Below are 13246 nucleotides of genomic sequence, written 5' to 3'. Positions count from 1 at the left end.
GCGCACCCCACTTCTTGTCCAACGCCACGTTGCGGCCCTTGGGGCCCAACGTCGTCTTCACCGCATTCGCCAGCGTGTCCACACCGATCTTAAGATTCTTCCGAGCTTCCTCAGCGAAAACCAGTTGCTTTGCCATCTCGACGCTCCTTCGTTCTAAAGGGTGAAAGGAAAAAGGGAATGTAAGAGGATGGTTATCCCTCGACAATGGCTAGGACGTCGGACTCTCTGAGAATCAGCACCTTCTGATCGCCGATCTTGACCTCAGTGCCCGCGTACTTGGCGTAGAGGACCTGGTCGCCCTCCTTCACGTCCATGGGGATGCGATTCCCGTCGTTGTCACGGCGTCCGGGGCCGACCGCCAACACCTTGCCCTGCTGCGGCTTCTCCTTAGCCGTCTCCGGCAAGATGATACCGCTGGCTGTCCGTTCCTCCTGCTCGATCGGCTCCACGACGAGGCGATCACCGAGTGGTCGCAGCTTCATCTTCGTCTCCCTCCTCGCTCTTTGGGATGGTTAGGTGATGAATCAGATGTCTCGGCAATATTGCCAGCCATTGCCTTGTTAGCACTCAAGGCGCCGGAGTGCTAACGGGCGGGATTCTACCCCAACTCGACTGAACGCGCAAATCGGCAGGGCGGTGTGGAGAGGACAAGAGGGAGGGAAAGAGTGGGGCCGTGTTTCCTCGCGGTTTCAGAGTGTGTCTGAGAAGTGCTGTTGCTTCTGCTGTGGGGAGACCCGGGGGGGCGGAGCCCCTCCGGAAAAAGCCATTCTCCCGCCTTCGACCTACTTGGCCTCGGCCTGGGCCCTTCGGGAAGGGCCGAGAAAGGCAGATACAGGCCAGAAAAGTGGGATTTCCGTGGAGGGGAGGTCCCCTCCACATCTCCCCCTGTGGAGCTGGAGTTGAGGGAGACTCTCAGACATTTTGCCGGTAAATTTTCAGACACGCTCTAAGTTCCGTGGGGGGATTGGCGGGCGGGAGCGGGGTTACGAGCCTTCTCCCTCGCACAGGCGTATCCCCTCCCAGGCGGGCCCGGAGTTGGGGTTCAACTCCAGCGCCCGCTCCAGCCAGGGGATACCCTTTTCGCACTGTCCCAGGTAGACGTAGGACAGGCCCAGCTCGTAGAAGTACTCCTCGTTCTCGATGCCCAACTCGATGGCTTTGAGGAAGTAATCGATCGCCTTCTCGTAGTAGCGGCGCACGTAGTAGACCACGCCCAGGTGCGCGTGGGCCGGGGCGAACTCCGGGTCCACCTCGACCGCCTTTTCCAGCTCCACGATGGCTCGCTCGGGGTCGCCCTGCAGGAAATAGGTCCACCCCAGCGCGTCGTAGCCGTCGGCGTTGCCGGGCGAGGCCTCGATGGCTTTCTGAAACTGCTCGATCGCCTTATCGTATTGTTCCAGGGCGAGGTAGTTGCGTCCGGCCCCGATGTAGATGTAGCTCAGGCGGGGATGCAGCTCGCTGGCCCGTTGATACGCCTCGATGGCCTCCTTGTAACGCCCCTGCATTTCGAGCACATATCCCAGGTTGCGCTGCGCCACCACGCTTCGATCATCCAGGGCCACCGCCGACTTCGCCTCCTCCAACGCCCGGGTCCAGTTCCCCTTGTCCGCGTAGATCTCGGCCAGGTAGGCGCGCACCTCCGCCGAGTCTGGGGCGAGGTTCACGGCCTTCAGCGCGTAGGAGATGCCCTCGTCGGGCTTCCCGTTCCAGTCCAGGGTCATCCCCAGCACGGCCAGCGCCAGTGGATCCTCCGGCGCCAGCTCGACCGCTTTGCGGGCCAACTCCTCGGCGCGAGCGGTGTGGCCGCGCAGCGCCTCCAGGCGCGCCTGCCAGACCAGCGCCTGATAGTTATCCGGCTCCAGCTCGAAGACTTTGGCGTATGCCTGGGAGGCTTTCGCCAGATCGCCGTCCCAGTAGGCTGTCTCCGCCTCGGCCAGCCAGGAGGGGGCGCTGCGGGTCGGCGTGGGGGTCGGTTGAAGCGGTTCGGGTAGCGTGTTCGCGTCAATGCCCAGCGACTGCGCCAGGTCCATGACGTAGGAGCCCAGGTAACGCGTGTACACGGTCCGAAACACCATCGCGTCGGTGCCGCTGAGGCGCAGCCCGATGATGATGAGGACGAGCAGGAGAAGGAATATGCGGCCGCGGCCGGATGATCGACGTCGGTAACGAGGTGGCTTTAACTCCATTCGCTGTGCTCTGTCACTCCTCTGGCTCGATTATAGCATCTGCGGGCATCGGCGGCAACGGCCACCGGCGGGCGGTTTGGATACAGGATCGCAACGCCTCGTGTACAAGCCCGTTGCTGGCGATGCAGGTGCGCATGCCTGGCCGCCAGTCATGTCCATCATAGTCGGTCACACGGCCGCCGGCCTCTCGCACCATGAGAGCTCCGGCCGACCAGTCCCAGGGGTTCAGCCGGGCCTCCCAGTAGCCGTCCAGGCGTCCGTCGGCCACCAACGCCAGGTCCAGCGCGGCCACGCCTATGCGGCGAATACCCTGCACCCGGGGCACGAGACAGGTGACCTCCCGAGTGTTGTTGTCCGGGTTCGTCGCCCGGTCGTAGGAGAACCCCGTGGCCAGGACGCAGCGGTTGAGCTCCCGGGCCCGGGACACATGCATGCGCCGGCCGTCGCACCACGCGCCCCGGCCCGCTTCCGCCCAATAGCATGTCCCCCGGATCGGCTCGTACACCACGCCGATGGCCAGCTCTCCCTTCCACTGCAGCGCGATGGAGATGCCGACGAAGGGGATCCCGTGGGCGAAATTGGTGGTGCCATCCAGGGGATCGATCATCCAGACCCCATCGTAGGCCCGGGTGGCGGTGAGGAAATCCTGAGCCTCGTTGGCCTCCTCCGCGTAGATGGCGTGATCGGGATAGGCGGCTCGAATGGCCTCGGTGATGAGCTGTTCGGAGGCCAGGTCGGCCTCGGTCACCAAGTCTACGGCCGTGTGTTTGCTGCTGATCCGCTGTGGTCCGGCCAGGTGGACCTGCCGCACGATCTCGCCGGCGCGCCGGGCGATATCGATCGCGAAGGCCAGCGCGTCGGCCGGGTATCCTGTAGGCGCGGGGCGTTCCCTCATCTCTGTTTGCGCTCCTTCTCCCGGGCGCTTCGATGGAGTAGCGGGCGCGAGGGCTAAAAGCCCAGCACCTTGATGATCACGCGCTTACGCCGCAGGCCATCGAACTCGGCATAGAAGACTCGCTGCCAGGGGCCCAGATCGAGCCGACCGTCCGTGACGGGCACGATGACCTGATGGTGGATCAACAGCGATTTGAGGTGCGCGTCGCCATTATCCTCGCCGGTGAGGTGATGGCGATAGTCGGGCCGCTGGGGGGCCAGCCCCTCCAGCCATTCCCAGATGTCCTCGTGCAGGCCGGGCTCGTTGTCGTTGACGAACACGCCGGCGGTGATGTGCATGGCGGAGACCAGCACGAACCCCTCTCGTATGCCGCTCTCGTCGACCGCCTGCTGCACCTCCTGGGTGATGTGGAAGAGCTGCCGGCGGCGTGGGGCTTCGAACCAAAGGTACTTGGTGTGTGACTTCATAACGTCCGAACCCTCTTCTGCAGGATAGGCGGATTCTACCATATCCTGGCTGGACGACTAAAACAGGAATCTTTCCTCAATGGCGTTTCCTTACCGCAAAAAAGTGCATATTGACAGCCACAGAACCGTCAAGTACAATAGCGGTCGGGAGGTCATATCTGTGAGCTATCAGGGCATACCCATCATCGACTTTCATGCTCACTTTCCCGTGCCCGAACCGGCCTGGGAGAGGCGTTGGCAAAAGCTGGTACAGGAGATTGGGGAGCGCCGTGCGGCGCTTTTGCGCGAGCAGGCCCGCGCATACCATCGGGAGTGGCGGCTGACGTGGGACTTCCCCGAGCCGGAGCAGGATCGCCCTCCCATTGAGGTGCAGGCCCGTCGTTGGGTCGCCGAGCTGGATAGATATGGCATCGATAGGATCGTGTGGGTGACCGGTGGCGGGAACGATACGCTGGGCGAGATCGTGGCCATGTATCCCGACCGGTTCATCGGCTTTGCACACCACGACCCATTTGAGCCGGGCGCTGCGGATGAGCTGCGCCGCTGCGTGCGGGAATATGGATTTCGGGGGTACAAGACGCTGGCCCCGGCGTTGGATCGCCCGATCACCGATCGGGCGGCCTGGCCGTTGTGGGAGGCCTGCGCCGAGTTAAACGTGCCGGTCCTGATCCATTTCGGTCCCATGGGCAGCGGCGGCGGCATCACATGGCATCCCAACATCAATCCGCTGATGCTCCACGACGTGGCCAAGGCCTTCCCGGATGTGAACTTCGTCGTCCCCCACTTCGGATGCGGCTACCTGCGGGAGACCCTGCATCTTTGCTGGGGGTGCGCGAACGTCTATGTGGATACCTCAGGCTCCAATCAATGGGTGCGCTGGATGCCGGGGGACCTGACGGTAAAGGCGCTGTTCCGCAAGTATTTGGAGACCATTGGCCCCCGGCGCATCATCTTCGGCACGGATTCCAGCTGGTTCCCTCGGGGATTTGCCATTCGCTATCTACAGGATCAGATACGCGACTGTCGGGAGCTGGGGGTGAGCGAGGATGTGCTTCGTCTCATCTTCAGCGAGAACGCCGCTCGCCTTCTTGGCTTGTCTTGATGGGCGCATAAGGGGTGTCCGCTCTCCCCATGGACGCCCTGAAGTCGTACATCCCACCCATATAGCATGGAACAGGAGGTGACCCATGTTCCGCACACGCTACGTCCACCTTCTCGTGATCGTGATGGTGCTGGGCCTGCTGGTGCAGGCTTGTGCGCCGCCTGCCCCCGCTCCGGCCGAGCAGCCCTCCGAGGCGGCTCCGGCTGAGCAGCCCGCTGAGGAAGAGGTTGTCACCATCGAATACTGGCAGTACTTCTTCGAGCCTCGCGTGGATGCCATGAGCGAGTTGATCCGCCAGTTCGAGGAGCAGAACCCCGGCATCAAGGTGGTTCAGAACGCCGACATCCCGTACGCCGAGTTCCGGGACAAGATCGCGGCCTCGGTCCCCGCTGGCGTGGGCCCGGATGTGGTGACCTTGTTCTACGGCTGGCTGCCCGCGTGGGTGGATGCCGGCTATCTGGTCCCCCTGCCTGAGGACGAGTTCTCGCCGGATTGGATCGAGTCCTCGTTCACCCCGCTGGTCAAGGCGGCCAAGTTCCAGGGCAAGTACTGGGCCATCCCCACGGCCGTACGTACGCTGGCGCTGTTCTGGAACAAGGACCTGTTCGCCGAGGCCGGGCTGGATCCGGAGAAGCCGCCTCAGACGCTGGATGAGTTCGTGGATTACGCCCGCAAGCTGACCCAGTACGATGACTCGGGGAACATCATCATCGAGGGGTACGCGCCGGAGATGCCCGGTCAGGCCCACCACTGGTTCCGGGAGGTGCTGGTGCGGCAGTTCGGCGGCCAGCCCTTCGACGAGACCAATCGCAAGGTGATGTGGAATAGCCCGGAGGGCTGCCAGGCGTTCAAGTGGCTCCTGGCCTTTGAGACGGAGTACAAGACGGGCAGCAACGACCTCTACGATGGCGCGACGCAGGCGTTCCTCCAGGGCAAGGAGGCGTTGCACATCGACGGCTCCTTCCGCCTGGGCACCATCGCCAAGAATGCGCCGGACCTCAACTTCGGCGTGGCGCCGCTGCCGGTGGGGCCGGATGGCACCCGCGCCACCTTCGGCTCCTACTGGACCCATGGCATCACCAAGAAGGCCGCCGCCGATCCCAAGCGCATGGAGGCCGCCATCAAGTTCCTCAAGTTCATCACCTCGCCCGAGGCGGGCCGGCTGTGGGTGAAGACGGTGGGCGAGCTCCCGGCTCAGCTGGAGGCGGCTCAGGACGAGGATCTGTTGAGCGATCCGAAGCTGGGCGCCTTCGCTCAGCAGTTGCCCTACGCTCACGCCACCTTCTTTGTGGACGAGTCGAAGCAGCGCCAGGCGCTGATCGATGCCTTTGACGCGGTGCGTCTGACCGGGCAGGATCCGTGCGAGGCGCTGAACGAGGCCGCGGCGATCGTGCAGGAGCTCTATGACGAGTTCTGGGCGACGCATTGACGCGCCGCTCTCTTCCGGAGGTAGCGAGGCGACAAATCGAGGGGAGGATTCTGTGTAATCCTCCCCGGGAAGGATCAGAGAGCAGGGGCGACCAGCCGGTCGCCCCGTTGGCATCACGTTAAGCGATACGGAAGCATGGCCTTGCATCTCTGGGTGGCCCGGAGGGGCGACAGTCCCTCCGAGGAAATCTACTTTTAGCCCCTTACCTGCCTGGCTGGGGTCGGAGGCCACCGGCCCAGACCCGGCCAGGTAGGTCAAGATCTGGAAGGGGGTGCGTCATCTTGCGCCCCCACTTTGTCGGAGGGCGGGAGATGCTCAAACTTCCCATCAGGGTCGGGTTGCAGCGCAAACGGCAGATCTGGGCGTACATCTTCCTGTTGATCCCCATGGCCTTCTTCCTCTTCATCCGTTTGGCCCCTACCCTGTTCGCCTTCAATATGAGCTTGCGTGATTGGAATCCGCTCTCGCCCGAGCAGCCTTTCGTCGGGTTGAAGAACTTTGTCAAGATCGTCACCGAGCTTGAGAATCCTAAGTCGGTCACCCGCAAGGCGTTTCAAAATACGTTCCTGTATGTGGTCCTGGGGGTTCCTAGCCAGCTTGTGCTGTCCCTGGCCATCGCCCTGATGTTGAATCACATCCGTCGCCTGATCGGGCTGTTCCGGGCGGTGTATTTCATCCCCTTCGTCACGTCTACGGTGGCCATCGCCTGGGTATGGCGCTGGATGTATCAGCCTCAATTCGGCCCCCTGAACGTGTGGCTCGATTTCCTGGGGCTGCCCCAGCAGCCGTTCCTCCGGAGCCCGCAGCAGGCGTTGCCCTCCATCACCGCCGTCGCCGTGTGGCACGGGATGGGGTTCGCGATCATCATCTTCCTGGCGGGCCTCAAGCAGATCCCCGAGGTCTACTATGAGGCGGCGCGCATCGATGGCGCCGGGAGATGGGCGCTGTTTCGTCATATCACTATCCCGCTGCTCAATCCCACCATCGTCTACCTGACCGTGCTGCAGACGATCAGTTTCCTGCGCATGTTCACGGAGGTGCTGAACATGACGCGTCAGGGGGATGGGGGACCTCTGAACAGCACGACGACGGTGGTGCTGCGCGTGTATCGCGAGGGGTTTGGAAGCCTGAACATGGGGTTTGCGGCCGCGCTGACGGTGGTCCTCTTCGCCATTATCCTGATCATTACGATCATCCAACTGCGTTTCCTGACACGTCGGTTTGAATACTAGGCGTGCGTTGAGGAGGGACATGACATGACCGTTGCGGATGGGGAGCTGACTCGTAAGATCTTCGTCGCCCGGAGCGAGACCGGACGGGGATGGGGAGAACTCCTCGTCCAGGGAATCAGCTATTTCTTCCTGTCCCTGGGAGGGCTGTCCATGATCGTGCCGTTCCTTTGGATGGTGGGCACCTCTTTGAAGCCCGCCGGGGAGATCTATCAGCCCTCCTTCTTCCCGTCCTCTCCCACTCTGGCCAACTATCAGGAGGTCATCTTCAGGACGGAGTTCCCTCATTGGTACCTGAACAGCCTGATCGTGGCGATCATCAGCACGACCAGCGTCGCCTTCTTCGACACCCTGGCCGGGTATACTTTCGCCAAGTTTGATTTCCCCCTCAAGAACGTGATGTTCCTCCTGATCCTCAGCACGCTGATGGTGCCCACGGAGATGCTGATCATCCCGTGGTACATCATGTCGGTGAACTTCAACTGGGTGGACACGTATTGGGGGATCGCTTTCCCCGGCGTGATCACGGCGTCCGGCGTCTTCCTCATGCGCCAGTTCATGACCGGGGTCCCGAACGAGCTCATCGACGCGGCCCGCATCGATGGTCTGTGGGAGTTTGGTATCTTTTATCGGATCGCCGTTCCCCTGGTGAAGCCCGCCATCGCTGCCCTGTGCATCTTCAACTTCCTGGGCAACTGGAACGCCTTCATTTGGCCGCTGATCGTCACGTCCAAGCGGCTGACGATGACGCTGCCCGTGGGGCTCTCCTTCTTCTCCGGCGAGGCCGGCAGCGACTGGCACCTCATCATGACGGGCGCCACCCTCTCCGTGATCCCCCTGATGACGGTGGTCATCATCTTCCAGCGACAGATCATCCAGGGGATTGCCCTGACGGGGCTTAAGTCCTGATGCCTGAATGGCGATGAGAGAGGCGCCGACGATGTCCGATTTTCCCCATCCCGCTTACGCGGCGAATGTGCTGCGGCCATCGTTTGATCTGGCGCGGCGGCACCTCTTCGCGCCGATGATGGCGGCCAACAAGGCCCATGTGGTCATGCTCGTCGAGCGGGGGATCCTCGCGCATGAGGCCGGATGTGCGCTGTTGCGTGCGATCCAACAGGTGGAGGCGGAGGGTGCGGAGGCATATCGTTATCAGCCCGGGGTTGAGGATCTCTTCTTTGCCGTAGAAGGCCGGCTCATGGAGCGGGCTGGTCCGGAGGTGGGCGGGAACCTGCAGCTGGCCCGCAGTCGCAATGATCTAGGCGCCGCCCTCCAGCGCATGGTGCTACGCGAGCGCTTGTTGCGCCTAGGCGACCGTCTGAGCGACCTCCGCCGTGTGCTTCTGGCGCTGGCCGGGAGGCATTTGGAGACGATCATGCCCGGCCACACCCACTATCAACCCGCTCAGCCCACGACCATGGCCCATTATTTGGCGGGTGTGGCCACCGTGCTGGCCCGGGACTTCGAACGGGTCCGCCACGCGTACGGCACGACCAATCGGAGCCCATTGGGCTGTGTGGCCTTCACCACAACGGGGTTTCCCATCGACCGGCGACGGGTGGCGGAGCTTCTGGGGTTTGACGGGCTTCTGCCCAATGGCCAGGATGCCATCGGCGCTGCCGATCACATGGCCGAGGCGTCGACTGTCTGCCTGATCCTGGCGAGCCATCTCTCCCGGTTGACCCGGGATCTGCTCTTCTGGGCCACACAGGAGGCCGGCGCGATCCGTATCCACGACTCCTTCATCCAGATCAGCAGCATCATGCCTCAGAAGCGGAATCCGGTGGTCCTGGAGCATCTGCGGGCCCGCCTGGGGGCCGTTTACGGCTACGTCCAGGCCATCGTCGTGCAGGCCCACAACGTGCCCTATGGCGATACTCAGGATATCGAGGACGAGATGCTGGCCCCGGTGGTGTACCTGTTTGAGACCATGGAGGGCGTCCTGGAGCTGTATACGGCGGTGATGGAAACGGTGGAGGTGGATCGGGATCGTCTTCGAAGGCGGGCGGCCGATGGGTTCACCACGGCCACGGAGCTGGCCGACGTACTGGTGCGGGAGTATGGGCTGCCCTTCCGGACGGCGCATGCGGTTGTGGGGCGGATGGTGCGGCAGGCATTGGCGCGGGGCGTGAGGCCCGCCGAGGTGACGCCCGGGCTGTTGGACGAGGCCGCGCGAGAGGTGTTGGGCCGTCCGCTGGAGATGGACGCGGGGATGTTGCGAGAGGCACTGGATCCAGAGCACTTCGTGCGCGTGCGCTCGGTCGAGGGAGGTCCAGCTCCCGATGCGATGGAGAGGGCGCTGTCCGGATTGGAGGCGGGGTTGCAAGAGGATCGGCATTGGCTGGCCGAGCGTCGTGCAGCGCTGGCGGCGGCGGATCGGGCGTTGGGCCAGGCGGTGGAGCAATTGTGCGTGCGAGCAGGGAGTGTGGGGGTGGGATCGGGATATGGTGGGAGTGGCATGAGCGAGACGGGCGGATGATTTGACAAAACCCACCCGGGTGCCTATAATGCGGCTTGCCGTGGGCCGCTAGCTCAACTGGTAGAGCAGCTGACTCTTAATCAGCGGGTTGGGGGTTCGAGTCCCTCGCGGCTCATGTGACGTACAGGCTGGAGGCTGGAAAATGCCTCCGGCCTTTTTTGTGTTCGTACCAGGGAGCGATCCGGTCATTCGCAATCTCACAAAATCGGAGGGACATACATGCCCGTTCAGCGGGATCGGCTGGTGGATCGCTTGAACGCCTTAGGACGGATCGGGGCTACCCCAGAGGGCGGGGTGACCCGGCTGGCCTATACGCCGGAGTACCGCCAGGCCCAGCGGCTCGTGCGAGCCTGGATGGAGGAGGCCGGGCTGAGCGCCAGGACCGACGCGGTCGGCAACCTGATCGGCCGGCGAGAGGGGAGGCATCCGGGTGCGCCATGTGTGATGTTGGGCTCTCACATCGACACCGTGGTGAACGGTGGGCGTTATGACGGGGCGTTGGGCGTGGTGTCGGCTATTGAAGTGGCGCAGGCGTTGCACGAGGATGGTGTACATCTGGACGTGCCGTTGGAGGTGGTCGCCTTCATGGATGAGGAGGGCACCCGCTGGAAGGGGGGCTTCTTCGGCAGCAGGGCGATGGTCGGCGACCTGTCCAAAGAGGACTTGCGACGGCGCGATGAGACCCAGGTCGCGGTCGCGGATGCCATCCGGGATTGGGGGCTGGACCCGGATCGGGTGTGCGAGGCGGCTCGTGCCCCCTCGGAGATCGGATACTACCTGGAGCTTCACATCGAGCAGGGGGCCATCCTGGAGAGCGAGAGGCTGGCTGTGGGCGTCGTCACCGGCATCGCCGGCCTGTTGTTGCTCTCCGTCCGCCTACATGGCCGTGCGGATCACGCCGGCGCGACGCCCATGGGGCCGCTGCGTCGGGATGCGCTGTTAGGGGCGGCGGAGCTGGCGCTGGTTGCGGAGGCCACGGCAATGGCCACGTCGCCCAGCTGCGTCGTCACGGTGGGGCGGTTGGAGGTCCGGCCGGGCGTGTTTAACGTGATCCCCGGAGAGGCATCCCTCACCTTTGACATACGCGACGTCGATGAGGCGGCTCGGGATCGAGCCGAGGCTCGTATTCGTGAGGCTGTGGAGGACGTCTGCCGAAAGCGCGGCCTCACGGCGGAGGTGGATGATCTCCTGCGGGCCAGCCCGGCCTCACTGAGCCCGGCTGTGATCGACGCGATCTCCGGTGCCTGTGAGCGAGTTGGCCTGCCGGTTTACCGGCTGCCGAGCGGAGCCGGGCACGATGCCCAGGTCATGACGAAGCTGGCGGAGGTAGGCATGATCTTCGTCCGCTGCCGTGGGGGGATCAGCCACTCACCCGCCGAGTATGTGACCCCTGAGGACGCCTTTCTGGGCGCCCGGGTGCTGTACGAAGCGACGATCTCGCTGGGTTGTGCCCAGGATTATGGAAAGGGCTGCTCGTAGCTGGGCTGGTGGCAGTAGCGGCGCATGCCCAGTTTCAAGGTGATGGTGGTCCCCGGTGGCAGGGCGACCTCGAAATGCCTCCCATCGACCTCGATCGGCGGCTCCTCGTTCGAGCCCAGGCGGCACACCTCGGTGAAGTGGTGCTCGCCGAAGGCCCCAGCCTGTAACAGGACGCGCCTCTCGTGGAGCGGACTGGTGTTGACGAGTTGCACCGTAGTGCTCTCCGCATCCAGCGCGGAGACCAGGGCGGCGATGTCCTGTGGCAGGCCCGGGCGTCGCTCCAGCACGTCGAAATAGCGCAGCCGGACGTGCAGCAGGCCGCCGTGATAGATGATTTGCGGCCCTCCGAGGGTCAGCTGTATCAATGCCTCGGTATGGATGGGGTTGATCTCCTGCCAGTGGTGCACGTCCCATTCTTGAGGATCGCCGTCGTCTTGTCGCATGAGGTCCATACGGCGCAGCACCTCGGCGTATTGCGACTCCAGGATCAGCCGTGGATACTCGGGCAGGCGCCCGTGGAGGTAGGAATACCAGGGGCCGAAGTGCCTGTCGTCCCCCTTGCCGCGGCCCGGTGTCACCTTCAGCCAGGTGGTTTTCACCTGCGGAAATCGCTCGATGCGCGCCCGATCCGTCTCGCTTTGGGACATGTACCAGATATGAGAGATATGCTCGGGCTGCGGGGGGCGGAAGGATGTCCAGCCCTCGTCCGTGTGCCGGTGGGGAATCAGGAACTGGCCATCTTCGTACCGTCCCAGCTCGATCAGCTTGTCGATCTGGCTGCGGGGGATGTCCAGGTAGCTGAGATCGCCGGTCAGCAGCACGGCGTTCATGGCGGCGATGGTCAGCGGCTCGATGATGGTGAACATGCCGTGGGGCCAGCGCCATCCGTAGTATCCACCCCACCATTTCCCATCCATCGTTTCGCCGATGATGCCATTGGGGCCGATGTTGTCCGGGCAGATTCCTCCGTTCTGCCGGATGCGGTCCGCCCACGCCTCCAGGTAGTCCAGCACCCATCTCCTGTAGCGCTCGTCTCCGGTGTACAGAAAGGCGTTGGTCACGAGGCTGGTGGACGTCAGGTTTAGGGGGACGTCACAACGCATCTGGCGGGCGTTGAGCGCCTCCAGGATCTTGGCGTAAACGGCGTCGTCCGTCCAGTCGGCGATGGGGACGAGCTCCCCATGCCAGGGTTTCATCTCGGTGGGCACATCCAGGTCATCGAAGGGGACCGGGTATTGGGCCAATACCCAGCGATGGGTGGACCAGTCCTCCCAGGAGTTCTCGAATCGGGGGCCCTTGCTCCCGTTGATCGGGGAGCGGATCATGCGTTTTTCGAAGTCGTAATTCGGGGAATTCTTGCCTGCGTACAGGTTGGCGAATCGTATGGCCCTGCCCCGATCGATCGGGCGGTTGGGATCGGCCAGGCCGAAGTGGTAGATGTAGGTCGAGGACTCCCCGTGATGCATCCAATCGTAGTAGGCGTCGTACTCGTTGTAGATCTGGCCGTATTCGGTGAACTGGCGGGTGACGGCATTCCATAGGAAGCGGCTGCGCTCATGGATATCGACGCTGCCGCCCAGGGTGTAGAAGAGCGGCCAGTTGCCGTAGGTCTCGTAGCCGTCGTCGGAGCCATCCATGCCGGGCCACTCGTCTCGCCAGATGTACGTGCCGTCGGCGCGTGTGTATCGTTCTTGAAAGATCGGGGCGGCCTCGTTCATCACATCGATCAGGTGACGCTGGCGCAGTGCCCAATCAGGGATGGGATCTTGCTGTTGCGCCCGAATCGTGGCGTGTGTCATTTTGCCCCCTCGCTCGTGTTTGGGTGGGTTCTCTTTCCGAAGGTACACGATTTGTGGAGGCTCGAGTTGCCGAGCCTCTGCGGGCATGATCACAGGTGTACCGAATTATAAAGTAGCATGGGGATATGCGCACCTTTCTCCTCGCCGCCATGAACGGGTCCTCCCTGGGAGCGAGGTCTCT

Annotated in this window: 11 protein-coding genes and 1 tRNA gene; 7 read left to right on the top strand and 5 right to left on the bottom strand. The window is 63.2% G+C overall.

Features of this window, described 5'->3' with window-relative positions:
* Positions 1–191: 191 nt before the first annotated feature.
* The 4 genes from GXP39_19680 to GXP39_19665 form a co-directional block, all read right to left on the bottom strand.
* Entirely contained in the window at positions 192–482 is a 291-nt protein-coding gene (locus tag GXP39_19680) for a co-chaperone GroES (GenBank protein NOZ30255.1), read from the bottom strand.
* Between the two features lie 501 nt (positions 483–983).
* Complete coding sequence (locus tag GXP39_19675) at positions 984–2186, bottom strand: tetratricopeptide repeat protein (protein NOZ30254.1); 1203 nt, start codon at positions 2184–2186, stop codon at positions 984–986.
* Between the two features lie 13 nt (positions 2187–2199).
* Complete coding sequence (locus tag GXP39_19670) at positions 2200–3081, bottom strand: inositol monophosphatase (protein ID NOZ30253.1); 882 nt, start codon at positions 3079–3081, stop codon at positions 2200–2202.
* A 53-nt stretch (positions 3082–3134) separates the two neighbouring features.
* The gene (locus GXP39_19665) at positions 3135–3548 is read right to left on the bottom strand and encodes a YjbQ family protein (protein ID NOZ30252.1); all 414 of its coding nucleotides are present in this window, start codon (positions 3546–3548) and stop codon (positions 3135–3137) included.
* Between the two features lie 79 nt (positions 3549–3627).
* Here GXP39_19665 and GXP39_19660 point away from each other — a divergent pair, with 79 nt between their 5' ends.
* The 7 genes from GXP39_19660 (at position 3628) to GXP39_19630 (ending at position 11266) form a co-directional block, all read left to right on the top strand.
* Positions 3628–4650: an amidohydrolase gene (locus GXP39_19660; GenBank protein NOZ30251.1), complete on the top strand. Its 1023-nt coding sequence runs from the start codon at positions 3628–3630 to the stop codon at positions 4648–4650.
* Between the two features lie 85 nt (positions 4651–4735).
* The gene (locus GXP39_19655) at positions 4736–6079 is read left to right on the top strand and encodes an extracellular solute-binding protein (GenBank protein ID NOZ30250.1); all 1344 of its coding nucleotides are present in this window, start codon (positions 4736–4738) and stop codon (positions 6077–6079) included.
* A 311-nt stretch (positions 6080–6390) separates the two neighbouring features.
* The gene (locus GXP39_19650; GenBank protein NOZ30249.1) at positions 6391–7311 is read left to right on the top strand and encodes a sugar ABC transporter permease; all 921 of its coding nucleotides are present in this window, start codon (positions 6391–6393) and stop codon (positions 7309–7311) included.
* 24 nt (positions 7312–7335) lie between these two features.
* Positions 7336–8217 carry a carbohydrate ABC transporter permease gene (locus GXP39_19645; GenBank protein NOZ30248.1) on the top strand — a complete coding sequence of 294 codons (882 nt, stop codon included), beginning with the start codon at positions 7336–7338 and terminating at the stop codon, positions 8215–8217.
* A gap of 31 nt (positions 8218–8248) precedes the next feature.
* On the top strand, positions 8249–9787 hold the full coding sequence (argH, locus tag GXP39_19640) for an argininosuccinate lyase (GenBank protein NOZ30247.1): 1539 nt from the start codon (positions 8249–8251) through the stop codon (positions 9785–9787).
* A 42-nt stretch (positions 9788–9829) separates the two neighbouring features.
* A tRNA-Lys gene (locus GXP39_19635) sits at positions 9830–9902 on the top strand.
* A gap of 104 nt (positions 9903–10006) precedes the next feature.
* Positions 10007–11266, top strand: coding sequence for a Zn-dependent hydrolase (locus GXP39_19630; GenBank protein ID NOZ30246.1), 1260 nt, complete (start codon positions 10007–10009; stop codon positions 11264–11266).
* Here GXP39_19630 and GXP39_19625 read toward each other — a convergent pair.
* Complete coding sequence (locus GXP39_19625) at positions 11245–13065, bottom strand: hypothetical protein (protein ID NOZ30245.1); 1821 nt, start codon at positions 13063–13065, stop codon at positions 11245–11247. The genes GXP39_19630 and GXP39_19625 overlap by 22 nt on opposite strands.
* Between the last annotated feature and the right edge of the window lie 181 nt (positions 13066–13246).

This window comes from Chloroflexota bacterium (assembly GCA_013152435.1).
Taxonomy (GTDB): domain Bacteria; phylum Chloroflexota; class Anaerolineae; order DUEN01; family DUEN01; genus DUEN01.
This window is presented reverse-complemented; position numbering and strand designations above follow the sequence as displayed.

Coding starts and splice junctions, on each gene's coding strand:
- GXP39_19680 (NOZ30255.1), bottom strand. CDS start 482: ATGAAGCTGCGACCACTCGGTGATCGCCTCGTCGTGGAGCCGATCGAG.
- GXP39_19675 (NOZ30254.1), bottom strand. CDS start 2,186: ATGGAGTTAAAGCCACCTCGTTACCGACGTCGATCATCCGGCCGCGGC.
- GXP39_19670 (NOZ30253.1), bottom strand. CDS start 3,081: ATGAGGGAACGCCCCGCGCCTACAGGATACCCGGCCGACGCGCTGGCC.
- GXP39_19665 (NOZ30252.1), bottom strand. CDS start 3,548: ATGAAGTCACACACCAAGTACCTTTGGTTCGAAGCCCCACGCCGCCGG.
- GXP39_19660 (NOZ30251.1), top strand. CDS start 3,628: ATGGCGTTTCCTTACCGCAAAAAAGTGCATATTGACAGCCACAGAACC.
- GXP39_19655 (NOZ30250.1), top strand. CDS start 4,736: ATGTTCCGCACACGCTACGTCCACCTTCTCGTGATCGTGATGGTGCTG.
- GXP39_19650 (NOZ30249.1), top strand. CDS start 6,391: ATGCTCAAACTTCCCATCAGGGTCGGGTTGCAGCGCAAACGGCAGATC.
- GXP39_19645 (NOZ30248.1), top strand. CDS start 7,336: ATGACCGTTGCGGATGGGGAGCTGACTCGTAAGATCTTCGTCGCCCGG.
- argH (NOZ30247.1), top strand. CDS start 8,249: ATGTCCGATTTTCCCCATCCCGCTTACGCGGCGAATGTGCTGCGGCCA.
- GXP39_19630 (NOZ30246.1), top strand. CDS start 10,007: ATGCCCGTTCAGCGGGATCGGCTGGTGGATCGCTTGAACGCCTTAGGA.
- GXP39_19625 (NOZ30245.1), bottom strand. CDS start 13,065: ATGACACACGCCACGATTCGGGCGCAACAGCAAGATCCCATCCCTGAT.